At 67.2% G+C, this 20913-nt stretch carries 24 protein-coding genes and 8 pseudogenes; 7 read left to right on the forward strand and 25 right to left on the reverse strand.

Annotation, left to right across the window (positions count from 1 at the left end; translation table 11 throughout):
- Positions 1-103: 103 nt before the first annotated feature.
- From ACZ5XS_RS42960 to ACZ5XS_RS42975, 4 genes and pseudogenes are all read right to left on the reverse strand, one after another.
- Positions 104-433, reverse strand: coding sequence for a hypothetical protein (locus ACZ5XS_RS42960; protein WP_468660849.1), 330 nt, complete (start codon positions 431-433; stop codon positions 104-106).
- Between the two features lie 71 nt (positions 434-504).
- Positions 505-1326, reverse strand: coding sequence for an IS5 family transposase (locus ACZ5XS_RS42965; protein ID WP_468660901.1), 822 nt, complete (start codon positions 1324-1326; stop codon positions 505-507).
- A 102-nt stretch (positions 1327-1428) separates the two neighbouring features.
- Positions 1429-1887 (reverse strand): MarR family winged helix-turn-helix transcriptional regulator, encoded by a 459-nt coding sequence (locus ACZ5XS_RS42970; RefSeq protein ID WP_468660850.1) that lies wholly within the window; start codon positions 1885-1887, stop codon positions 1429-1431.
- A gap of 149 nt (positions 1888-2036) precedes the next feature.
- Positions 2037-2768: pseudogene (locus tag ACZ5XS_RS42975) on the reverse strand (ATP-binding SpoIIE family protein phosphatase); the annotation flags it as partial.
- 122 nt (positions 2769-2890) lie between these two features.
- Between ACZ5XS_RS42975 and ACZ5XS_RS42980 the strand changes: the two are divergent.
- Both ACZ5XS_RS42980 and ACZ5XS_RS42985 read left to right on the forward strand, forming a co-directional pair.
- Positions 2891-3088: a hypothetical protein gene (locus ACZ5XS_RS42980; RefSeq protein ID WP_468660852.1), complete on the forward strand. Its 198-nt coding sequence runs from the start codon at positions 2891-2893 to the stop codon at positions 3086-3088.
- Between the two features lie 131 nt (positions 3089-3219).
- Positions 3220-3831: a helix-turn-helix domain-containing protein gene (locus tag ACZ5XS_RS42985; RefSeq protein WP_468660903.1), complete on the forward strand. Its 612-nt coding sequence runs from the start codon at positions 3220-3222 to the stop codon at positions 3829-3831.
- Between the two features lie 41 nt (positions 3832-3872).
- On the opposite strand, the gene ACZ5XS_RS42990 is transcribed toward ACZ5XS_RS42985, so the two are convergent.
- From ACZ5XS_RS42990 to ACZ5XS_RS43005, 4 genes are all read right to left on the reverse strand, one after another.
- Positions 3873-4481, reverse strand: coding sequence for an ANTAR domain-containing protein (locus ACZ5XS_RS42990; protein WP_468660854.1), 609 nt, complete (start codon positions 4479-4481; stop codon positions 3873-3875).
- A 19-nt stretch (positions 4482-4500) separates the two neighbouring features.
- Positions 4501-4650, reverse strand: coding sequence for a hypothetical protein (locus ACZ5XS_RS42995; protein ID WP_468660856.1), 150 nt, complete (start codon positions 4648-4650; stop codon positions 4501-4503).
- 501 nt (positions 4651-5151) lie between these two features.
- Positions 5152-5262 (reverse strand): RHS repeat-associated core domain-containing protein, encoded by a 111-nt coding sequence (locus tag ACZ5XS_RS43000; protein ID WP_468660858.1) that lies wholly within the window; start codon positions 5260-5262, stop codon positions 5152-5154.
- Positions 5263-5265: 3 nt separating this feature from the next.
- Positions 5266-5454: a hypothetical protein gene (locus tag ACZ5XS_RS43005; protein ID WP_468660860.1), complete on the reverse strand. Its 189-nt coding sequence runs from the start codon at positions 5452-5454 to the stop codon at positions 5266-5268.
- 161 nt (positions 5455-5615) lie between these two features.
- Here ACZ5XS_RS43005 and ACZ5XS_RS43010 point away from each other — a divergent pair.
- Positions 5616-6133 (forward strand): annotated as a pseudogene (locus tag ACZ5XS_RS43010) (IS30 family transposase); the annotation flags it as partial.
- Positions 6134-6173: 40 nt separating this feature from the next.
- On the opposite strand, the pseudogene ACZ5XS_RS43015 reads toward ACZ5XS_RS43010, so the two are convergent.
- Positions 6174-6419 (reverse strand): annotated as a pseudogene (locus ACZ5XS_RS43015) (primase-like DNA-binding domain-containing protein); the annotation flags it as partial.
- A gap of 182 nt (positions 6420-6601) precedes the next feature.
- Here ACZ5XS_RS43015 and ACZ5XS_RS43020 point away from each other — a divergent pair.
- Both ACZ5XS_RS43020 and ACZ5XS_RS43025 read left to right on the forward strand, forming a co-directional pair.
- Complete coding sequence (locus ACZ5XS_RS43020; RefSeq protein ID WP_468660862.1) at positions 6602-6778, forward strand: hypothetical protein; 177 nt, start codon at positions 6602-6604, stop codon at positions 6776-6778.
- 17 nt (positions 6779-6795) lie between these two features.
- Positions 6796-6984: a DUF7691 family protein gene (locus ACZ5XS_RS43025; protein ID WP_468660864.1), complete on the forward strand. Its 189-nt coding sequence runs from the start codon at positions 6796-6798 to the stop codon at positions 6982-6984.
- Between the two features lie 37 nt (positions 6985-7021).
- Here ACZ5XS_RS43025 and ACZ5XS_RS43030 read toward each other — a convergent pair.
- Positions 7022-7165: pseudogene (locus ACZ5XS_RS43030) on the reverse strand (ISAzo13 family transposase); the annotation flags it as partial.
- Positions 7166-7275: 110 nt separating this feature from the next.
- On the opposite strand from ACZ5XS_RS43030, the gene ACZ5XS_RS43035 reads away from it, so the two are divergent.
- Positions 7276-8445, forward strand: a complete 1170-nt coding sequence (locus ACZ5XS_RS43035) for a DegT/DnrJ/EryC1/StrS family aminotransferase (protein WP_468660866.1) — start codon at positions 7276-7278, stop codon at positions 8443-8445.
- Positions 8446-8448: 3 nt separating this feature from the next.
- On the opposite strand, the gene ACZ5XS_RS43040 is transcribed toward ACZ5XS_RS43035, so the two are convergent.
- A complete protein-coding gene (locus ACZ5XS_RS43040) occupies positions 8449-9999 on the reverse strand; it encodes a GMC oxidoreductase (RefSeq protein WP_468660868.1) in 1551 nt (516 codons plus the stop codon).
- Complete coding sequence (locus ACZ5XS_RS43045) at positions 9890-11605, reverse strand: toll/interleukin-1 receptor domain-containing protein (protein ID WP_468660870.1); 1716 nt, start codon at positions 11603-11605, stop codon at positions 9890-9892. Before ACZ5XS_RS43045 ends, ACZ5XS_RS43040 begins: the two co-directional genes overlap by 110 nt.
- Before the next feature lie 231 nt (positions 11606-11836).
- On the opposite strand from ACZ5XS_RS43045, the gene ACZ5XS_RS43050 reads away from it, so the two are divergent.
- Entirely contained in the window at positions 11837-12058 is a 222-nt protein-coding gene (locus ACZ5XS_RS43050) for a hypothetical protein (RefSeq protein ID WP_468660905.1), read from the forward strand.
- Between the two features lie 177 nt (positions 12059-12235).
- On the opposite strand, the pseudogene ACZ5XS_RS43055 reads toward ACZ5XS_RS43050, so the two are convergent.
- The 13 genes and pseudogenes from ACZ5XS_RS43055 to ACZ5XS_RS43115 all read right to left on the reverse strand — a co-directional run.
- A pseudogene (locus ACZ5XS_RS43055) lies at positions 12236-12775 on the reverse strand (transposase family protein); the annotation flags it as partial.
- Positions 12776-12946: 171 nt separating this feature from the next.
- The gene (locus ACZ5XS_RS43060; protein WP_468660872.1) at positions 12947-13153 is read right to left on the reverse strand and encodes a hypothetical protein; all 207 of its coding nucleotides are present in this window, start codon (positions 13151-13153) and stop codon (positions 12947-12949) included.
- Between the two features lie 15 nt (positions 13154-13168).
- Positions 13169-13432 carry a hypothetical protein gene (locus ACZ5XS_RS43065; protein WP_468660874.1) on the reverse strand — a complete coding sequence of 88 codons (264 nt, stop codon included), beginning with the start codon at positions 13430-13432 and terminating at the stop codon, positions 13169-13171.
- A gap of 19 nt (positions 13433-13451) precedes the next feature.
- Entirely contained in the window at positions 13452-13745 is a 294-nt protein-coding gene (locus ACZ5XS_RS43070) for a hypothetical protein (RefSeq protein ID WP_468660876.1), read from the reverse strand.
- A gap of 321 nt (positions 13746-14066) precedes the next feature.
- Positions 14067-14706 (reverse strand): annotated as a pseudogene (locus ACZ5XS_RS43075) (IS5 family transposase); the annotation flags it as partial.
- Between the two features lie 107 nt (positions 14707-14813).
- A complete protein-coding gene (locus tag ACZ5XS_RS43080) occupies positions 14814-16049 on the reverse strand; it encodes an NAD(P)/FAD-dependent oxidoreductase (protein ID WP_468660878.1) in 1236 nt (411 codons plus the stop codon).
- On the reverse strand, positions 16046-16369 hold the full coding sequence (locus ACZ5XS_RS43085) for a 2Fe-2S iron-sulfur cluster-binding protein (protein WP_468660880.1): 324 nt from the start codon (positions 16367-16369) through the stop codon (positions 16046-16048). Before ACZ5XS_RS43085 ends, ACZ5XS_RS43080 begins: the two co-directional genes overlap by 4 nt.
- 39 nt (positions 16370-16408) lie before the next feature.
- Entirely contained in the window at positions 16409-17602 is a 1194-nt protein-coding gene (locus tag ACZ5XS_RS43090) for a cytochrome P450 (protein ID WP_468660882.1), read from the reverse strand.
- Positions 17603-17653: 51 nt separating this feature from the next.
- Positions 17654-18327, reverse strand: a pseudogene (locus ACZ5XS_RS43095) (LysR substrate-binding domain-containing protein).
- Positions 18328-18360: 33 nt separating this feature from the next.
- On the reverse strand, positions 18361-19023 hold the full coding sequence (locus tag ACZ5XS_RS43100) for a transposase family protein (RefSeq protein ID WP_468660884.1): 663 nt from the start codon (positions 19021-19023) through the stop codon (positions 18361-18363).
- Entirely contained in the window at positions 18936-19511 is a 576-nt protein-coding gene (locus ACZ5XS_RS43105; RefSeq protein ID WP_468660886.1) for a transposase, read from the reverse strand. The genes ACZ5XS_RS43100 and ACZ5XS_RS43105 overlap by 88 nt, the downstream gene beginning before the upstream one ends.
- A pseudogene (locus ACZ5XS_RS43110) lies at positions 19394-19938 on the reverse strand (winged helix-turn-helix domain-containing protein); the annotation flags it as partial. The gene ACZ5XS_RS43105 and the pseudogene ACZ5XS_RS43110, both read right to left, overlap by 118 nt.
- A 171-nt stretch (positions 19939-20109) precedes the next feature.
- On the reverse strand, positions 20110-20889 hold the full coding sequence (locus ACZ5XS_RS43115) for an SDR family oxidoreductase (protein ID WP_468660888.1): 780 nt from the start codon (positions 20887-20889) through the stop codon (positions 20110-20112).
- Positions 20890-20913: the final 24 nt, after the last annotated feature.

Consider the following 20913-nt stretch of genomic DNA (forward strand, 5'->3'; position numbering starts at 1 on the left):
AATCCACACCGAACCCGAAAGGCCCTCACCCGTTCAAGATCCCCCAGCCGAGATCTGACTCACCTGTCCACAACCTCCCGAGACAGAACAGCTAGGCCGTGTTTTAGAAGTCGCTGATCTGTCTGGTTGGCCGTCCGGGGAAGTCGCGGGTGGCCATCCAGATGGTGAGGTCGCGGGTGATGTCGTTGATGCTGGTCGCCGTGGTGACCTCATGTTCGTGGCGGGTGGTGTCACGGCGGACGATTTCGTAGCCGCCCTCGTCCAGGACGGCCACGGAGGCGAACCAGAGGGGGTCGTCCTCGTCGGGCTGGACGACCACGAACGTGTTGTCGGAGTCGTTGAGGTCGCTGATCAGCATGAACAGCGCGTCCTCGGAGGGGTCGTCGATGCGGTCGCCGTTCTCGCTGTCGGCGCCGTAGTACTGAGCCCCCATCGTTGCCTTCCCCTCGCCTGTTCACCTGGGTCGCGGTCAGCATGGCATGAGGAAGCGACAGCTCAGGCCGGTCACAGCCATTCGCCGATCGCGGCGATCAGGACGGTGGCTTCGAAGCGGACGGCGAGTTTGTCGAACCGGGTGGCGACCGACCGGTTGCGCTTGAGGCGGTTGATCCCGCACTCGACCGCGTGCCGGGCCTTGTAGTCCTCGCGGTCGAAGGCCGGTGGCCGCCCGCCGGCCTTCCCGCGCCGTTTGCGGTGGGCGGCCTGGTCGGCAGGCTCCGGGATCGTGCAGCGGATTCCCCGCCTTCGAAGGTAGGCCCGATTGGCGCGGGACGAGTAGGCCCCGTCGCCCCGAACTCGCAGTGGGCGGACGCGGGGACGGCCGGGTCCGGTGCGGGGCACTCGGACGCCTTCCAAGATGGCAGCGAACTGAGGACTGTCACCGCGCCGGCCTGCGGTGACCAGTAAAGACAGCGGCCGTTGCCCCTGCTCGCAGGCCAGGTGGATCTTGGTAGTGAAGCCTCCCCGGGACCGGCCCAGACCGTGGTCGTCGGGCTCGGCGCGGGCTCCGCCCGGCGGTTCCTTCTGGGCCTGCCCCTCGCGGCGGGCGCCTGCGGCGTGTTGGTGGGCCCGGCAGATCGTGGCGTCGACGTTGATCTCCCACGTGATCAGCCCAGCCGCATCCGCCCGGGCCTGCAGTCGGGTCAGCAGTTCGGGCCAGGTGCCGTCACGCTGCCAGCGACGGAAGAGCCCATAGACCGTCTGCCACGGCCCGTACTCCGATGGCAGATCTCTCCACGGAGCACCCGTACGAACCCGCCATCGGATCCCATCGATCAGCCTCCTCCGCCCCACCGCCGGCGTGCCCCGGATCGCCACCGGCAGCATCGGTTCCAGCACAGCCCACTGATCGTCAGAAAGATCCCCTCGCCTCACATCGCGATCATCACAGCGCAGGGCGAACGACGAAGCCCACTTCTAAAACACGGCCTAGTGGTGCCAAGCTCGCCCGCCCGTGTTGTGGATGAACCGCTGCAACACCTTGAGGGTGGTCAGGTACTCCTCGTCGGAGATATCCGCGTGCCGTTCCGCCCAGAGCTCGTCCTGCAGGGCCGCGGCCTTGTCGTAGAACGCCCTGCCCTCAGCCGTGATGCCCAGGCGTCCCTCGGCATCCTCGGTGATCCAGCCCTGGGCGGTGATCGTATCGATCTCCGACTCCATGGTTTCCGGGCCGATGTCGAGGTAGTTCCGAAGGAGGCGGGACACTTCGTCACGGGTCTTGACGGTGTCGGCGCTTGCCACCTGCGCGAGGGCCCACCACTGCGGTTGGGTGGTGCCGATCCCGGCGAGGGCGGCCTGAGTGCGGGCGATGACGGCCTTATAGGCCGCCCAACTCCAGTAGCCGATGGGCTGCTTGATCAGGTCAGTGTCGCTGTGCGAGTACTCCATGGCCGGGACCCCTGCCGTTGTCTGAGTCGGTTCGACGAGATCGACCGTAGAAACTCAACTGGACTTGAGGTCAAGGGCGTACCTCGACTCCTCCGAGAGATCGCCTACTTGCTACTCACTCACCGTGAAACCACCGGCTGTAGTACAAGTCACGGATTGATGTTGAGTTCGAACCAGACCACCTTGCCGGTGCTCAGGCGGGTCGCGCCCCACCGCCGAGACAGCTGGTTGACTACGTAGAGCCCGCGTCCGGCCTCCTCAATTGGGCGTGCGTGCCAGACCCGCGGGAGCTGGGGTACATCGTCCCCGACCTCGCAGCGCAGTACCTCCGTGCGCAGCAGCCGGAGAGTGATGGGCCGGGACGCGTACCGCACAGCGTTGGTCACGACTTCGCTGACCAGCAACTCGACGGAGTCGCTTAGCTCCTCCAGCCCCCAGCGCTTCAGCGCCCGCCGGACCAGCCGCCGGGCCCGGCCCGGGGCCGCGTCCTCCGGCTCCAGGAACCAGTACGCCACGTCACTCGGCGCGATCCCGTCGAAACGGGCGGCGAGCAGGGCGATGTCGTCGTCCCGGTCGCCCGGGCCGAGCATGTCGAGCACCTCGTCGCACAGCGCTTCCAGGGGCGGCGGATGATCCGGTCCCGTGAGCTGCGCGGTCGTCGCGAGCTTCTTGCGCAGCTGCTCTATCCCGATCCACACGTCACGCAGTCGCGACTCGACCGGACCGTCCGTGTAGAGGAGCAGCGTTGCTCCGGCCGGGGCGTCCAGCTCGACGGCCTCGAAGTCGACGCCGCCGACACCGATCGGCGCGCCCGGCTGCACCCGCAGCACCTCGGCACGGCCGCCCAGGTGCAGCAGGACCGGCGGGGGATGGCCCGCATGCCGGGGACAGGCGCCTCTGCGCTCGTGTCCGACAATGTTCGACGTCGTCCGGCCGAACCCTGGCGAACGCCGTGCTGGCGAGACTTCCCATGACATCGTCTCCCGTCCAAAGGGGATCCATCGTGAACCGTCTCGCTGTCGTCATCGTGGCTGTGGCTATCGTGATGCTGACCGCGCTCATCGCTGCGGGGGCGGGAAAGCTGGCCCGCCTCGATGGCGCAACCTACCCTGCCGCGTTCCTTCTCGCCGGTGCCGTCTTCGCCACTGTCCTCACTCTCGCGACCACGTTGACGGCGGCGCTCGCTCAGATCCTGCAGTGATGCGGCCATCTGCCCCTCAGTCCGCTGGCCGTTGCGTGCCGGTCTCAGCCGCTCAAGGACTCGGGCAAAGGAAGCGCCCGAACGCGGCCGTCTGGGCATGGCAGTCTGGGTAGGGGCAAGGGGGCAGGATGATGCAATCGCCACACCAAGGCGAGGACGCCTTGGATCAGCTTGCTGCTGTGCTGCGTGACGCTGCGGCCAGCCGCCGGCTCAAAGTATCGGCTTTGGCCCATCGCGCAGGGTTGGGCCGCACTACCACCAGTGAGGCGTTGAACGGACGGCGTGTGCCCAGCCGCACCACCCTCGTTCTCTTGGCACGGACCCTCGGCCTCGATCTGGAGCCCTTGCGCCGCCTGCGGGACCGTGCCGCCAGCGGCGGGGCCGCTGACGAGAAAGGGGTACTGCCCGATGGGCTTGACCCAATCGCAGGGTCCACCCATTTTCCCGCGCCACCACCGCAAGGCGTGGTCGGCCGGCAACGGACTATCGACGGCCTCGTTACCGCCCTCGACATACACGCGTCAGCCAGCGTCCATCCACCTCCCCTGGCGGTCTACGGCATCGGCGGCATCGGGAAGACTACGGTGGTGGCACAGGCGGCTCGCACGCTGTACGAGACCGGCGCGTTCCCCGACGGTCTGCTGTGGACGGCTGTGGGCCCAGAATCCCGCGCCCGGCCCGCACTCGAGGCCTGGGGGCGCCAGCTGGCATCAACGTCCTCAGCGCCGCCCACGAGAGCATGAGCGACGCTCACGGGTGGCTGCGTCTTGCCGGCCCCCAGGCATCAGTGCTGCGGCTGATTGAGCTCGTCGGCCTGGAGCAGGTCATTCCCTGCCATCCACCGTCGCGCAGGCACTGACCGCCTGACCCACGCCGCGCTACTCGGCTTCCGCCCCCGGGCACCCTGCCGGCTGGAGCGCCGCCGCACAGCCGCGTCCAGCTCCCGCCCCACCGGCTCCGGCAACGGCTGCCCCAGCGCCCAGGCGATCACCGACTCGGCCACCGTGTGCAGCTTGATGTTCGTGTGCTGGGACACCTCACGCAGCACCTCGAAGCCGGCGGCCGGCGCGAGCCGGTGGATCGCGGTGAGCACCCCGATGGCCTGGTCCACCGTCGCGTGAGAATCGATAGCGTGCCGCAGCTGCGCGTTCTCCTGTTCCAGGCGGGCGTTGGTGGCGTGGTCACCGCCGCGGCTCATTGAGCCGGTGCCGGACGTGCCGGTGCACGCGCCGCAGAGTGGCGGTTTCTCCGGATGACCGTCGACCTCGGTGGCGGTGGCCTCGACGGGCTCTGCCGGCGCGGGCTGGACCGGAAGCAGCAGGGTGAGCACCGCTCGCGCAAGGGCTTCGCGGTCGAGGTACACCGGCACATGGCGGGACATCCGGTCCCTCATGCGGCAACGCCGAACGATCTCACCGGCGCCCTTTGTTCATGACGGCCAGGCCGGTGAAGATGAGCGGTGCCCCTATGGCAACCGACGCGAGTTTCGACCGATCATTGACGCCCCAGGCAAACGAAAGAACGCAACCGGTGATCACCTGGATCACGCCCGTGCTGCGCACTCTCCGTCTACCTGCGCTTTTGCCAGGCACGGGCCGCCACCGCCACAATCGCCGCGACAGCCAGAGCGATGAAGAGTATGGGCAGTTGCCAGCCTTCTGGTATCCACCGCCCTTTGCCTTCTGAAGCTATGTGATAGATCCCTGCTGCAAACACATCCTGTCCTTTCCCCGGTCGGGGGCCGGACTGACGGCCCCCGACCGGGTTACGGTCATGACCAGGCGTCCACGGTGGTGTCCTCCGCGAACGAGCCCGCGGCTTCATCCGCCACCATGCACGGCACCGCCGCTGCGCCGGCGCCCACCGGGCCACCGACGTATGCGGCTGCACCGATGCATGTGCCTTCGCCTGCCTTTCCTACGGCAAGCCCGAAACCGATTCCGGCGGCCTTCCCCCCACTCCCCTTCGAGTCCGGCGTCCCACATCGGTCCCCCTGTGTCGATGTCGTTCGCCACGCCGACCGCCTTCAAGGCAGAACCCAGATCGAGCTGCCCGGTGGGGTCTCAGTTGTTGATGAAGTCGCCACCCGCGTACAGGTAGGGGTTCTTCTCCTGACCGGCGGGGTCGGGCTGGGTGAAGCGGCCGAGTTGGGGGTCGTAGTAGCGGGCGCCCATCTTCTACAGGCCCGTCGGGTCGAGGTAGGCGCCGCGGTAGAGGAACTGCTGTGGGACCGCCTCGGTAGTGGTGCCGCGGGGCAGGCCGGTGGGGCCGTAGACGTGGGTGCGCTTGCCCGCCTCGTCGACCAGGCCGAGCACGTTGCCCGTGCCGTCGGTGAGGTAGTAGTAGGACTTCCCCCCAGTCGTCATGGAATTCAGGGTGCCCGCCGGTTCGCGGATGAATCCGGTGTCGACGCCGTTCGTCGTGGTGGACGCCAAACCCAGCGCGGTGTGGTGGAACCACGTCGAACCCAGTTTGGTGCGCTCGGAGTTGTTCGTCCCGGGATGCAACCAGGCGCCAGCAACGCTACTCCCAGCCCATGGTGATGACCAGCGAACGGCCTGCTGAAGCCGCCGACCGGGCTGTCCCTGGCCACTGGGAAGGCGACCTCATCGTCGGCCGCAATTCCCGCTCCGCCATCGCCACCTTGGTCGAACGCAGCACCCGCTATCTGCTGCTCGTTCACCTGCCCATCGACCACAGCGCCCCCGCCGTCCGCAACGCCCTCATCGACACGGTCAAAACCCTCCCGCCGCACCTGAAGCGTTCCCTGCCCTGGGACCAGGGCTGTGAGATGGCAGCACACCACTCCTTCAGCGTTGCCCCGGACGTCCCGGTCTACTTCTGCGACCCCGGAAGCCCTGGCAACGCGGCTCGAACGAGAACACGAACGGGTTCCTGCGGCAGTACTTCCCCAAGGGCAGCGATCTGTCCGTCCACACGCTCAAAAACCTCGACTCCGTCGCTGCCGAACTCAACAGCCGCCCACGCAAGACGCTCGGCTGGGAAACCCCGGCCGAACGCCTGTCTAAACTGCTCGCGGCTTGATCAACTCACCGCGTGTTGCAACGACCCCTCGAATCCACCGTTCCCTCGTTCTGGCGGCGAACGCACGTGAGGACATCGCCGGTGCGCCTTCATTCTGGCACCAAGCTCGGTAGACGGCGTAGAGGGCGGTCTGTTCCGCGCGCAGTTCGGGGCCGAGGGTGCAGCATTCTTCGTAGAAGCGGCCGGTGTGGTCTTCGGTTTCCGCGTAGGCGGTGGTGGCGATGCGGACGCGTTCGGGGCCGGTGAGGTCGCGGTCGCCGGCGAGGTAGCGGCGGGCGCCGTCGATGCTGCCGCTATGCCCGACCCCACCAATCGCTGCGCCCTGGCCGCGGCCACCGATCAGGATGAGCCACACGGGCCAGGAAACGTCGACTCAGGGCCCTCCTGGGCGCCTGGTACGCCGCTCCAGGTGACGGGACGCTCCCCCGCGGGGCCAGACCGGGCAGGGCCTCAGAAGGGGGGATCGTCGTGCCAGAGGCCGTACGACAGCTCGGGCGGGCGGGGAGTGTCCCGTTGGAGGAGGGCCAGGGCGTCCTCGACGCGGCCGAGGTCGATGAGGTAGCCGGCCAGGTCGTAGCTGTTGGCGGGGGCGTGCTGTTCGAGGACGGCGCCGGCCTCCTCGGTTCGTCCGGTGCCGGCGAGTAGCTCGGCGATCGTACGACTTGCCGCGCTGCGGCGAGTGGACGCACGAGCGATGCCTGCAGGCGCTGGAGCAGTTTGAGCAGACCAAGCGGGACGGCCATGCCCCGCCGCTGGAGCAAGAAGTGGTCGACGCCGTCATGGACGTTATCGTCTGGCTTCGCCACGTGGAGGCGCGCCCTGGCTTCGGCATCGTTGGCTTCGTCTCCTAGCTCGGCTCGCCAGAACGCTCAGCGGGAAAGCGTTGGCAGCGTGACCGGATTCCAGTTCAGCCGCTGCGCGCGAGACCGTGCCCTCCCGAACCCCGGCTGCGGCAGCGACGAGCCTGATCCCACCATGCGCCAGCGGCAGCGCTTCCGCCTCTATGGCCAACCGACGCTGACGCTCGTCCAGATGGCGGTCAGAGGTGACGGGTCAGTTCCCACAACGGATCAACGGCCTGGCGGGGCGTCAACCTGGTGATCCGCGCTGAGAGGTAAGCCAGCTCTACTAGCATGGCCGTCATGGCCGATCCAAAGTTCGGACAGATTGAGGAAGCCGCCTTGTCGGATGTACTGGCGTCGGGGCGGCTCTGGCGGGGGAACGGCGTCGGCTGGGGAAGTCGGCACGATTCCGCAGCCGACGCCGCCGCCGACCGGTTGGAAGACGCTTTCGCGCGGTGGCTTGGGTTGCCCTACGCACATGCGGTCAATTCAGGGACGTCCGCCAACGAGGCGGCCATTGCTGGCCTGGGGCTCGAACCGGGGGACGAAGTGATCTGCCCCGCGGCGTGTCCGGCGTTCGTTCCCTTCGCCGTCCTCGCAGCGGGGTGCGTTCCCGTCTTCGCCGACGTGCATCCGGAGACGCTCCTGCTCGCCCCCGACACCATCGAGGGGGTCGTCAGTGCCAGGACGCGGGCCGTGGTCGTGGTGCACCTCTGGGGTCTACCGGCTCCGGTAGTCGAGATCACGGCGATGGCGCGGAGATCAGGCTGGAAGGTAGTGGAGGACTGTGCGCAAGCGTTCGGCACGCTGATCGCGGGACGACCCGTCGGCACGTTCGGGGACGCCTGCTGCTTCAGCCTCCAGCAGTCGAAGCACATCACGTCCGGCGAAGGCGGCGTGTTCGCGACCACGGACCCGGACACGTACACACGAGCCGTCCTCTACTCCAGCGCGGGCGTCCCGCACTTCCGCTTCGGCCTTCCGGTCCCTGTTAAGCGTCCTGGTTCGGTCGGCCGCGGCCACATCGGCTTCGGACACAACCACCGCATCAGTGAGATGCAGGCTGCTATCGCACTGGCCCAGCTGTCCCAGCTTGACGAGTTCAACCGGCGGAGGGCCGAACTCGTCGCTCTCATTGAGCTGGAGCTGGCGCGGCGGGACGACGTTCCCATCCGTAGGCTGCAGGCTTTTCCGGAGGCCAGCGTGTCCTACTGGCGGTACCCGGTCATCGTCCCGGCCGGTCGCGGGTCGTTCCAGGAGATTCCCTATCTTGAGCCGGCTTTCCAGCGGATGGACATAGAGCGCCGTACGCCCTTCGGTCTGCCTCTGCCGAAGCATGTGACCTACGCACCCGGATCGTGTCCCCAGGCGGAACGGGGCGCTTCTCAGATCCGTGCCTTGTCCGTGCACCACTCCCTGACCGACGGCGAACTGTCTGCCTCCATCGACGCCATTTTGGCCGACCTGTAGGTCTCAGGCACGCTCGAAGATGCCGAGACGGCTTGCGAGCCGGTCGGCGAGCCGGTACCCCATGGCGGTGATGGTGAGGATCGGGTTCGCGACACCCACGCTGGGGAAGGCCGATGCGTCTCCCGTGAACACGTTGTCCCATCCGAAGAGCGAACCGTCGGGAGCGGCGGCTCCCTCCGCGGGGGATTGTGCGATCCGTAGGGTGCCTGCCTCGTGGTAGCTGGCCCCCCGGGGCATGATTGCGGGCGGGACCAGCCAACTACCGCCCAGGAGTGCGGCAATGTTCTGCAAGCCGCGCAGGAGCGACATCTTTCGCCGCTCGTCGCCGGGTGACAACCGCAGCACGGTCGACGCCCGAGGTACACCGTGACCGTCGACGTGGTCGGGAGACAGCGTGACTCGGTTCTGCCGTTGGGGATCCATGGCGGCGGAACCAGTGATACGCAGGACCGATCGACCGTCAGCGGGATGCGTGACCGAGCATATTTCGACCTGGAACCGGTTCTCCAGAGCGGCGCTTTGCGGCGGTAGGAAGACATTGATCGGGCCCGGAGGGATCCCTTGATGTCTGGACACGTCGAGATAGCCCCTGCAGTAGACGTGCTCCATGAGATAACGCCCGACATTGGTGCTCATGCCGTTGAGCGCTTGAACTCCGGACACAAGGACCAGCCGCGCGGATTCGACGGCGCTTGCAGCGAGCACGAAGGTTCCCCCGTGCACGTCGAAGTGCGCTCCGCCCGGTCCGGCAGGCACACACCGCACCCGCGACATGTGCCGAGGCCTCGCGGGATCGACCATCAGCCGGACGGCACGAGTGTCGGTGAAGATCCTCAGCCGACGGGACGGTGCGGCTCGGTCCATGTCGAGAAGCGCGAGGAGGCGCTCAACACTGCTGTGGTGAGGTAGTCCGACACTCGGCCTGCGCTCAGTGTCCACGGCGGGGCCGCACGGGGGATGCTGGGCATGGAGATTCGCGAGGGACTCACACACGTACTCCTGCGCCGGTCCGCCGCACCGGGATCCTCCGAGCAGACGGGTTTCCGCCTCGCGGAAGTACGGATCGAGTTCTCCTTCGGTGAGCGGCCACAGCCCGTTCGGCCACAGGGTGAGATCGGATGCGTAGAAGCGGTGAAGTTGGCTTCCCCCGACGATGCCGCGGCCGCCCAAGGCCGGCAGGAGGGCCCCGCCTTCGTCCAGGTCTCCCTCCCATGGGCAGACTTGATGACGTGCGAGGAAGCGGTCCCGCTCGCCGATCAGGGCGCCGTTCGTATAGAAGTGCCGACGGAGCAGAGTCGAACCGCGTTCGATTATGGCGATCGTGACGCTGGGCCGCTCGTTGTAGAGCCGTTCGGCCACGGCAACGCCGGCGGGTCCGGAGCCGATGACGACGACATCGAAAGAACCTACAGCCGGTATTCCGTTGGTGAGAGGGGGCGCCATCTCATCCGGTGATCTCAGTAAGCGGATACTCCGACGACAGTGCGGCCAGCAGCGCGAAGCGGGAGATGTCGCTGATCCGCATACGCACCCCTGTGCCGCTAAATCCCGCATATGACCCTCCCTGGAGGAAGGCACCACAGGACTTCGGTTCGAAGGGAATGGCATCCAACTGGAGATTCTCCCCTTTTCGGAAATAACGCCGGAGGCTGTGGAACGACATCCCAGGAATGCGTACGACGACGATCAAATTGATGAGCATTTCTTCCCACTCCGTCGCCACCGCGACGAGCCGAAAGCTGGCGGATTCTACGACTTCGCGGGGGAGGTTTAGCTCATCGCGCTCGGCAAGGCAGCGCTTCGCCGTGCGCATTGGGTGGGGAACCTTGGCAGGCCCCTGATCCTGCTGCCAGTCCATACTCTCGCCCACGGACACCATCCACGTGGAGGGTTCCGTCGCAACGTGGCTCCCGCGCCGTGCCAGGAGGACCATGTCGTCGTCCCCGGACACCACCACGAGATGGACGTCCAGACGGCGGGGCAGCCGCATGTAATCGATCTGTCCACTGAGGACCTCGCTCTGAATCCGGGAGATCGTGCGCTTGGTCGCCTCGGAGGTCCAGTAGTCAGAGCGGGCGAGGTCCAGGGTAACGACGTCTCCCTGGTCGATCACTGGTGCGTTCCAGTCGACCAGATGAGCTTTGGGACGGTTGGGTGTGGGCTCGACGCCGGCCCGTCGATCGGCCGAGATGAATGACGGGTGGACCTCTAAGTCCTCTAGTTCCCCCAGTCCCCGCACGACGACACCGTTTAGGTCGACGCCCGCATAGTCGCAGATCGTCGAGTCGACGACGATCGACCCAGCGACGAATTCGGCTCCGAGCCGGTGGGCGTCGACACCGATCCGGTTGGACATGCCGAGGGATTCAAGCCGGGCGTCGGCGATGTCGGGCGCTGATGTCCCGGTCCCGGCCGTGACCGTGGCCGTGGTTGTTCCTGCAGTCTCGGGTGTCGGGCCGGTGGTCGGGGCGTCGATCAGTGCTTGCTGCCGGTTAATCTGCTGGCGGAGCTCCCTCATCTCAGCCTCAATGATGGGACGTTCCTGCCCCGTCGCGCGCCGCAGTTCTCGGCTCACCTCGCTCAGACGGATACTGAGTTGCGAGAGGATTCCCTCGCGGCTGGTAGTCCAGGCAAGATGCCGGCGCAATTGAGCTATCCCCGAATCGAAGTCAGTGAAGGAAATGTGCTGACGCGAGCCGAGCCGAAAAGGTTGTTCCGCATCAGCGTCCAGCATTAGCGGTATGACGGGCTTCCCGTATTTCAGCGCTTGGCTCCACTCGAGTTTGCACCCCGAACCGTCTCTGACACTGTCGTTGGTCACCACGAACAAAACACCTTGACAGGCGCGCAACCACTCTTCCAGCTGTTCGTCCCAATCACGTCCGGGCCGCAGGTCTCGTCTGTCGATCCACACCTCGTAATGAGGCGGCCCCGCTTCCAAAGCGTCCGCCAACCGCAGCGCGAACTCCACACCATCGAGTGCCGAGTAACTCAGAAAGAACCGCCCCACCGCCACCACTCCCTTCTGAAGGGTTGTCTCACCTCTGCTGGGCCCGAGCGAAACGACCTTGCCGTGGGCTGAGGTGGCCGTCACATCCGAGTCCCACTGTAGGATGCGGCGTCCTTCGCCGGACTGAGATCCTGTCAGCTCATCCAGCACTCCAGCTCTTAGATCGTGATCTTCATGTCTGGGATGCGGCTTCACTGCAGCCGCAGTAACAGGTGCCGGTGGCCGCTGCGGCGCTCTGAGGGCGGACATGCGACGTGTCGGCCCTGCCGCCGGGTGCCGTCACTTGTCACCTGTGACGTCACTCAATCGGCAGCGGCGGAAAACAGCTCGCGCAAGGACCAGTCAGTCGGCACCCTGGTCCTCTATGTCGAAGGGGGCCGGGTGTCGGTAGCACAGGGATTTGCATACGAGGAGCGGGGCGACGGCTCCGTAGTGATCCTGCACCGCGGCCGCGTCGCGACGGTGCTGCGCGGGAGCCGGGGGGCACAGTTCGTGCGGGAGGTGGCGGATGGGGATCCACAGCTGGTGATGGCCCGCTGGACGGGTAACTACCGGCGTGGCAACGAGCGGACGGCGCGCCAGCATCCGCGCAATGCGCGCTGATAGTGCAGGTGGAGTTACGGGGGTCGGTGGCCGCGATGGCGGTTGTGGCTGAGACGGGCGCGGTGTTGATGGCGGCGACGCCAGCGTGGCCCAGTGCAGGACATGTCCGGCTTCGTGCCGGACGCCCGGAGGCGAGTCTGCTCAGCAAGCGGCGGATCTCGTTCACACTCAGTCGGATCAGGTCGCGGTTGCCTCCCCCTTTTCGGCGGTGGTGGCCCGCACGGCGGTGAGGTGGGCGGCGGCCATGGCCAGGGTGATATGTCGATACCAGGCCGGGTAGTGACGGACTTGGTAGTGATCTAGGCCAGCTTCGTTCTTCGCGGCCTGGAAGCACTCGTCGATCGCCCAACGGGCGCCGGCGGCGCGCACGATCTCCGCCATCGCAGCGCCCTTCGAGGCATAGGCGAGGTAGTAGGCACGCTCGCCGTCGGTGAGGCTGCGGCGGATCAGCAGGGCGTTTTCGAAGCCGTCGTCGCTGTCCCCGGGCAGCGGGACCAGAGCCCAGGCGTACTCATGCAGGCCGTGCACGCCGTCGCCGGCGGATCGGATCTCCCACGCATGTTCCGGCAGGATCGCGGAGATGGTGCGGGCGTTCTGCCCGCGCGGGCCGCATCGATGCTTGCAGGCGATCGCCAGCACGTAGCTCAGGCGCTGCTTGGCCAGCCAGCCGCGCAGGATGGGGTCCTGGCCGTAGACGTCGTCACCGTGACCTCGGCGTTGCGGCGTCTGTGGATGTCTTCGAGTGCGGTGTCGGTGGCCTCACCGAGGCGCTGTCCGGCGGTGTACTCCCCCGACTCGGTCGGCCGGGCACCTTCAGCGCGTCGAACGGGTCTTTGGCGAGTGCGGTGTGGAAATCGGCCCGGCTGCTGCAGCAGGCCATGCCGGACCTCAGCCGGTGCACCAGGCGCGTAGCTGCGCGGGGATCTCCTGAACGCGGGCGCCCTTGTGTTTGGCGCGCATGACGAGCGCGAGGGCTTCCTCGGGCTCGTAGTGCAGATACTGGCCGTTGGTGTTGAGGAACGTCTCGGCGATCAGCCAGGCGAAGAACTCGTTCTTCGCCTCCAGCGGCTCGTGGAGGCCGACGGTCTCCAGCATGGCGGAGGCGCCTGGCTACTCCTGCGTGGCCTTGGGTTCGGGACGGAATGCCTCAGCGATGACCGCGTACTTGGTGGCGATCTCGAGGTGGTCCTCATTCATACGGCGCATGTGCTCGTACCCCGCCAGCCAGAAGCGTGCCTGCTCCAGGCAGTGAGCCCGGACCTCACCGTCGTCCATGGTGCGGATTTCGAGCCCCGCCAGCGGCGGGTTCTCGGGGACGGGCTTGGCGTCGCTGTCCGGTTCGGGGTTGCGGTTCCAGGGTCTGTCCTTGGGCATGGTGGTCGTCCTTCCGGGTTCAGGCGTCCGGTGGGGTAGCGGCAACGGTGACCTGAGCTGTCCAGGACCCGGGTTCCCGGGGCGGATCCCAGGTCACGTCGACGTCAGCTTCGTGGAAGTCGCGTGCGAGTCCCACCACCATGGCAGCCACGGCGGCCCGTGCCTCGGCTGGGTCGATGTTGGCCGCCACGTCGGCAAGGCGTCCGCAGAACATCCCGCCTTCCCTGGTGAGAACACTGTGGCGCCAGCCTTCCAACGTCGCCAGCAGGACGATCCTTCTCGGCATGCCGAAGGGAGGCCGTCTCTTCGTCACGCGCTCTCGTCGCACCACGGAGCTATCCAACCGCGTGGGGTTCCTGGAGGTTCACGCGGGCGGAGGTTCAGGCGCTTGCGGCGGTGGCTTTGTACATGAGATCGGGTTCTGGCTCAACTTCCGTGAGGACACACGGTGAGTGACCGGGGCGCATGGCGCGGTCAGATTCGATTTCTTGGGTGCCGAGCGTTCCAATAGCTGACAACTGATATGCGCTGGTCCTCGAGACTCACGACGTCGCCGGGGAGCGCAGGGGCGAAGATATCGACTGTCGCAGGAGCTTCGTTCTGGGCGTCCGAGGGGAGCGCAGAAGACGGTGTCCTATGTGGTGAGGCGGACGTACCGCTTGTAGCAGCAGATGGCTGCGGCGAGGCCGAGAAAGGCCAGGTAGTTGCGGGGATTGCGTTCATAGCGAGGGCTGAGTCTGCGGTAGCCGGACAGCCAGGAGATGGTCCGCTCGATCACCCACCTACGGCGGCCCAATCGTTCGCTGGACTCGATGCCTTTGCGGGCGATGCGCACTCCGATGCGCTTGCCGCGTAACCATTTCCGCAGGTGGGGAATGTCGTAGGCCTTGTCGGCATGCAGGCGTTGGGGCTTGAAGTAGCGGCTGCGGTGAGGGGCGTGTCTCGTTTGGTGCCCCTTGACCATGGGCTTCAGGCCTTCGCTGTCGTGGACGTTGGCGGCGGAGACGCCGACGACCAGGGGCAGTCCGTTCGCGTCCGACAGGACGAGCATCTTGGAACCCGGCTTGCCCCGGTCCACACGGGGCTCGGACCTGTCTGTTCGCCCCCTTTTTAGCGCGTACGTGCGCGGAGTCGAGGACGACGCGGGAGACGTCGATGAGGCCGGAGTCGTCGAGCCGGTGCAGGACCGCTTCGTGGAGCCGGCCCCAGACGCCGGCTCTGGACCAGATCAGGAACCGGCGGTGGGCCGTCGACTTCAATATACCGGCCGTGGGTTGCGGGCAACTACCGCTCGCTCGGCGTCGTCGGCGTCGTGACCCCGTACGACTTCCCCACCGCCCCGGTATGCGGTGATGCGGAAGTGACGTGCACGCGCCAGCGGTCAGACGGTGTTGCAGGTCGCCGCCCGTGCCGCCGTTTTGAGGTCGAAGCCGGGTGTGGTGGCGTCGCGCTCGGTCACGGTGCTGGCCGAGGCGAGGAGTCGGCGGGCCGCCGAGTGGTGGCCCGGTCTGTTCACCGACTCCGCCGCGATGAGGCGTTCAGCACGGAAGACCAGGACGGAGAAGCTGCCGGTGTCGGGGTCGCCCAGCAGGTGTGTCCGGTCGTGTCCGTGGGTCAGGCCGGCGATTTGGAGCTTCAGTCCCTTCTGGTCGCTCCAGAACCAGGGCAGAGCCCGGTACTCCGGCACCTCGCCGAGCGCGATCTGTCGGGCGACGTGCCGGGCCTGGTCGACGGCGTTCTGTACCGACTCCAGCCGTGTGGTCCCCTCCGGCCCGGGACCGGGGAAGCGGGCGCAGTCACCGATGGCGAACACGTGCGGGTCGGACGTCCGAAGGGTGCCGTCCACCAGGATGCCGTCCCCCACCGCCAGCCCCGCCTGCTCGGCGAGGGCGGTCTCGGGAAGTGCGCCCACGCCCACCAGCACCAGATCGGCCGGATTTACCGCCCCGTGGGAGGTGCGAACCGCCGAAACCCGGTCCGACGCGGCGACGAACTTGGCGGCCCCCGTGGACAGCTTGATGCTGACTCCGCGCGACTCGTGGGCCCGGGCGAAGAAGTCCGAGACCGGGCTGGTGACCGCGCGGCTCATCAGCCGGTCTGCGGCTTCCAGCACCACCACGTCCTTGCCGGCGCAGGCGGCTGCGAACTCCAGCCCGATGAACCCGCCGCCGACGATCACGATCCGGCGTGCCTCGGCCGTGCGGCCCCGCAGTGCGCGGGCATCGGCCAGCGAGCGCAGCGGCACGACTCCGGGGAGATCCGCGCCTGGGATGTCGAGCGGGCGGGGTCGGGCGCCGGTCGCCAGGACAAGGTGGTCCCAGGCGAGTTCCCTACCGCCGGACAGCCGTACTCGCGGCCGCGCGCGATCGATGTGCGTGACCCGCTTCTCGACGAGCAGCTCGATGCCGTTGTCGGCGTAGAAGTCATCGGCACGGAGCCGGAGTTGCTTGTCGGTAGCCGTCCCGAGAAGGAACGCCTTGGACAGCGGCGGGCGCTCGTACGGCGCCTCGTCCTCATCACCGACGAGCACCACGCGGCCCTGGTAGCCCGTCTGCCGGAGGGAGGCTGCGACCTGGGTTCCAGCCTGACCGGCGCCGACGATCACCGTCGTCGTCATCGTTGCTCCGGCGGCAGTTGCACGACCAGGCCGTCCAGTTCGCCGGTGACGACGACCTGGCAGCTCAGACGGCTGCCGTCTCGGCGGGGTGCCACGGTGCAGTCGAGCATCTCGTCCTCGACGTCACTCACCGGTGGAAGCCGGTCGGCGTCGGCGGGGTCCGTGTAGACGTGGCAGGTCGCGCACGTCGCCGAACCGCCGCACTCCGCGACTATGCCGTCGATGCCGTGCGCGACGGCGGCCTTCATGATGCTGGTGCCTTCGGGCACGTCGAGTGCGCGCCGACTGCTGTCCGGCTGCTCGAAAACGAGGATGGGCATGTGTTCTCCTGAGTAGGCGAGGTCGTTGAAGTGCACCGGTCAGGCGTCCCAGCGGACGGGAAGGTTCAGCAGTCCCCGGAAGGCCCAGCCGCCCCAGCGGACGGGCTCTGAGTCGGAGAGCCGCAGGCCCGGCAGGCGGCGCAGCAGGGTGGGCAGGGACACCTGACCCACCTGGGCCCGGGCGGTCCAGGTGCCCAGGCAGAAGTGCGGGCCGCCGCCGAAGGCGAGGTGCGCCTTCGTGCGACGGTTGATGTCGAAGTCGTCGGGCGCCTCGAACACCGTCTCGTCCCGGTTGGCGGAGCCGAGGACGACTCCCAGACGGGCACCGGCCGGAAGCATCACCCCGCCGAGTTCGGTCTCCTGCGTCGTCTCGCGGTGATACACGCCGATCGGGGCCACCCAGCGCACGGCCTCCTCGAAGACGTCCGCGAACCGCGCCGGGTCGGCCTCAGCCTCGGCCCGCTGCTCCGGGTGGGACAGCAAGGCATAGGTGCCGACCGCGGTCGCGTCACGCGGCTCGTTGAGCCCGCCGCCGATAAACATCTTGACGTTGGCGCGGATCTGCTCCGGCGTTAGCGGATCGTCGGCGTGCAACATGGCTGAGATCACCGACTCGTCCGGGGCGCCGCGCAGCCGGGCGATGGCGGCGTCCACGGCCTCGTCGACCCTGCGGGAAGCGGCCTCGGCACGCTCCCAGACGACCGGGTCGTCACCGTAGTTGCCGTTGCCGTCCATCATCGCCTGTGACCAGTTCTGCAGATCCGCCGCGGCCGCCTCGCGCAGCCCCAGCACGGCGGCCAGGCACAGGGCAGCCATCGGGCCGGCGAACTCGCTGAAAAGGTCCGCCTCGCCACGCTCGCGGAAGCCGTCGATCAGTTCGTCGGCCAGCTGCTGGAACACGGGCGTCCAGTGCCGCTTGACCATGCGCGGGCGCAGGGGCGGCTCGCCCGCCTTGCGCTCGCGCTGGTGCTCGGCTCCGTCCTTGCGGAGCATCGTGTGCCCCATCACCCGGGTCATCGGCGAGTTCTGCTCGACAGAACTGAAGATCTCCGGATGTTTCGCCAGGTACGCAATGTCGGCGTACCGGGTGACGAGGTACAGGTTCGCCACCGGAACCCACGCGACGGGTCGTGAGTGGCGCAGCTCCCGGTAGATCGGATAGGGGTCGTTCCAGAGGTCCGGCAACCGGATGGTGTCCGTGAAATCTTCCGGGATGCGGGCTACTTGTGCCATGACTGCCTCCGCGAGGTGGGCTGAGTGCGCCAAGCGTGAGGCATCGGACCTCTATATGAAAAGCACATGTTTCCGGTGTATTAACGCAGCAAAACTCATGAGGCACCGGAAGGACCGACGGGTTCGGGCCGCATGATCTCGGTGCAGTACTCGAGGAACGCGGTGGCCGCTGGTCAGGCGCGTGTGTTCGGGCCAGGCGAGCACGACGGTGATTCGGTAGCCGGTCAGCTCGGCGATCTCCTTCGCGACGACCCGCATTCCTTCGTACATACGGTCGTTGCGAGGGCGCTGGATCAGTACCGCGTAACCCAGTCCGCGGCCCACCAACGCGCGCGCGGTCTCGAAGTTGCTCGTGCGGTGGCGTACGCGAGGCCGTACGCCGGCCTCCTGGCACAGTTGCATCGTGTGGTGTGCGCTCGGTGGCGCGTTCAGCAGCACCATGGATTCCTCTGTCAGGTCGTGCAGCGCGACCGTGCCGGAGTTGGCCAGCCGGTGATCCGCCGGGAGCAGGACGTGCGGCGGGTGGTGTGGAGCTCGACCCACTCGATCTCAGGGAGCACGTCCATGTCGAAGAGCACCGCGAGGTCCAGCTTCCCGTCGAACATGCGCTGCTGCAGGTCGTTCTGGGTACCTTGCTCGAAGTCGATGGTGATCCGGGGGTACCGTCCGCCGAACTCGCACAGCAGACGCGGCAGCACGGTCGGCGGAGCGTGAGATAGCAGCACGGCAGTTGTAGTTCGTGACTCGTAAGGTTTCTGTCAGGCGATGGCAACTGCTGTGACGTTGTTCCAGCGACGGTGGCAGTCGGCTGCGCGATGCTGGTGTCGGCGGCGCCAGTGTGACCAGCGGAGCGCGTGGGCGGGATCGGTGTCCTGGCAGGGACGGGGCAGGACGAAGGCACGGAGCAGGGCGAGGAGTTCGCGTGGGCTGACGGGCACCATGACCAGGTGGCCCTCGGGCTCGGCGGGGTTGGCGCGTTGCCGCTCGTGGAGGGCGCCGACGGCCAGGAGTGCGTAGGCGACCATCGACATGAGGCTCCAGCGGTGCCAGGAGGTCCAGCAGGTGACCTGGTCGGCGTCGAGGTGGGTCAGGCCCGTGGCTCCTTGGAAGTCCTCCTCGACGCGCCAGCGGCGGCAGACCGCGCTGACGAGCACTGACATCGGTTGCGGGCAGGGGTGCCAGGTGCGGTAGAAGGAGAGGGTGCCGGTGCGGCGGTGGCGTCGGATGAGGACCTGGCTGTGCCCGTCTGGGTGTCCGGGCGGGGTGTCGTCGGGGTTCACGTCGATCATCGCCCACTCCTGGAGCCGTTCGCCCTTGGTACCGTGGCCGGTCTTCAACCGCATCCAGGCCCGCTTCCGCTCCAGCAGTGCGGTGGCCTTGGCCTTCCCGCCCGGGGTGGTGACGCGGTGGCTGGTGGGCACGGTGATCGCATAGCCGTAGCCAGCGTACGGATCCGACAGCGCAACTCCCTGCCGACGTAGACCTCGTCGGCCGCGACCCACGCGCTACGGGCGCCCGAGGCGTGCGCGTCGGCGAGCATGTCGCCGGCCAGTTGCGGCTTGGTAGCGAATGCCGTCTCGTCGGGCACCCCGGCCAGTTCACGGCGTTCGTCGTCGCCGGGCCCATGCCTCACCAAGGTGGAGACGCGGTCGATCAGCGCGTGGCCCTGCGCGCTCACGCAGGAGAGATGTACCGCGACCTGGCACAGCCCGATCCCGCCCAGGGCTCCGGAGTACTGGCGGCCGGCGCCGACCGCGTCGAGGGACGACTTCTCATCGCCCGTCTCGTCTAGCGGCCCCGGACGCGGACCACAGGGGTGTGGCCGCGGCGGGACCAGGTGCGGGTGGTCGGCGGCGTCATCGAGAGTCCGGCTTTCCTCGAAGACGAGCCAGGCGTCGAGCGCCGCCACGGTCCTTCCACCTGGAGCCAGGTCTCCTTCACCCAGCCGGCCACCAGTTCCTCGTCCCGGTCGATCGCCCGCCGGGCGGGGACCTGGCAGCTCCAGCCGTGCCGCTTGAGCAGGGCGGCCACTCCTTGCACGGTGCAGCTCTTGTGGAGCGGCGCCCGATCAGCGTCTTGATCCGCGACAGGGTCCACGTCCGGTCCGGCCACCCATGTGCCACCGGCCCCTTGGCCAGCTCACGCTCCAGCACGGCAAACAATTGGTCACTGAGCAGCGGCAGCGACGCCGGGCCCTTCGAGGCCAGGGCTCTCGGCCCGTCCTGCTACCAAGCCTTGCGCCAACGCCGTACCGACCGGACGCTGACTCGCAGGTCGTGAGCGATGACCGTGTTCTCGTCGCCCTGCCGGAACCGCTCGGCTGCCTGCAACCGCAACTTCTCGCGGAAGGCCCGCCGTTCGTCGGTGAGCCCACCCCCTTGCGCTTACCTCATGCGGTCGGCATACCGCAGGGATCATGAGACGGCAGCCCCTACGACACCACGCTTTGAAAGTCAGTAGGTGCCGGTTCGCCTCGATAGACAACGAGGAGATCCGGTGCAACGAGTTCAGAGCAGAGCTGGGTAGCTTCCTCCGTCGAGGTGCAGGTTCTGACCCGAGATGAATCCGGCATTCTCGCTGCATAGGAAGGCGCAGGCGGCCCCCAGCTCTTCGGGTCGACCGTGCCGCCGCGCAGCTATCGACGCCGCTTGCCGCTCACGTGCCTCTTCGAACGTGATGCCCTCGCGCTCGGCCTCTATTGCCGCGACCTGCATTTGTCGACCGCTGTCCATGCGCTCCGGCAGCAGATTATTGATCGTTACGTTGTGAGGGGCGAGGCTGAATGACAGACCCTTCAAAACGGCTGTAAGAGCGGTACGCGCAGCCGAGCTCACCGCCTGGTGCGCCCGCGGTGTCGTCACCATCGCAGAGGTGATGTTGACGATCCGGCCGAACTCGCGCTCGATCATCTTGTCGACTACTCGATCGATGAACCGTACATGATTCAAGAAGTTTCCCTGAAGGGCGCGATCCCAGTCGGCCGCGCTGGCGTCCCGCAGTCGTACAGGACGAGGGCCCCCGTTGTTGGTCACCACGATGTCGGGATCAGGGCACGCCTCAAGCAGGCGATCAGACGTGATTCCGTCCAGGAGATCGCCCTCCACGATCGTTACCGAGGCGCGGGCAACTGCCTCCAGTTCGGCTGACGCTTTCCTGAGACGCTCGCCGTCGCGTCCATTAATGACGACGTGCACCCCCTCCCGACTCAGAGCGGTTGCACATGCCAGCCCCAGGCCGGAGCTCGAAGCCATCACAATTGCCCTGCGCCCTGCTATTCCAAGATCCATCTTTACCGCTCTCCTCTTTGGTTC

Source organism: Streptomyces sp. NPDC033131 (genome assembly GCF_055578365.1).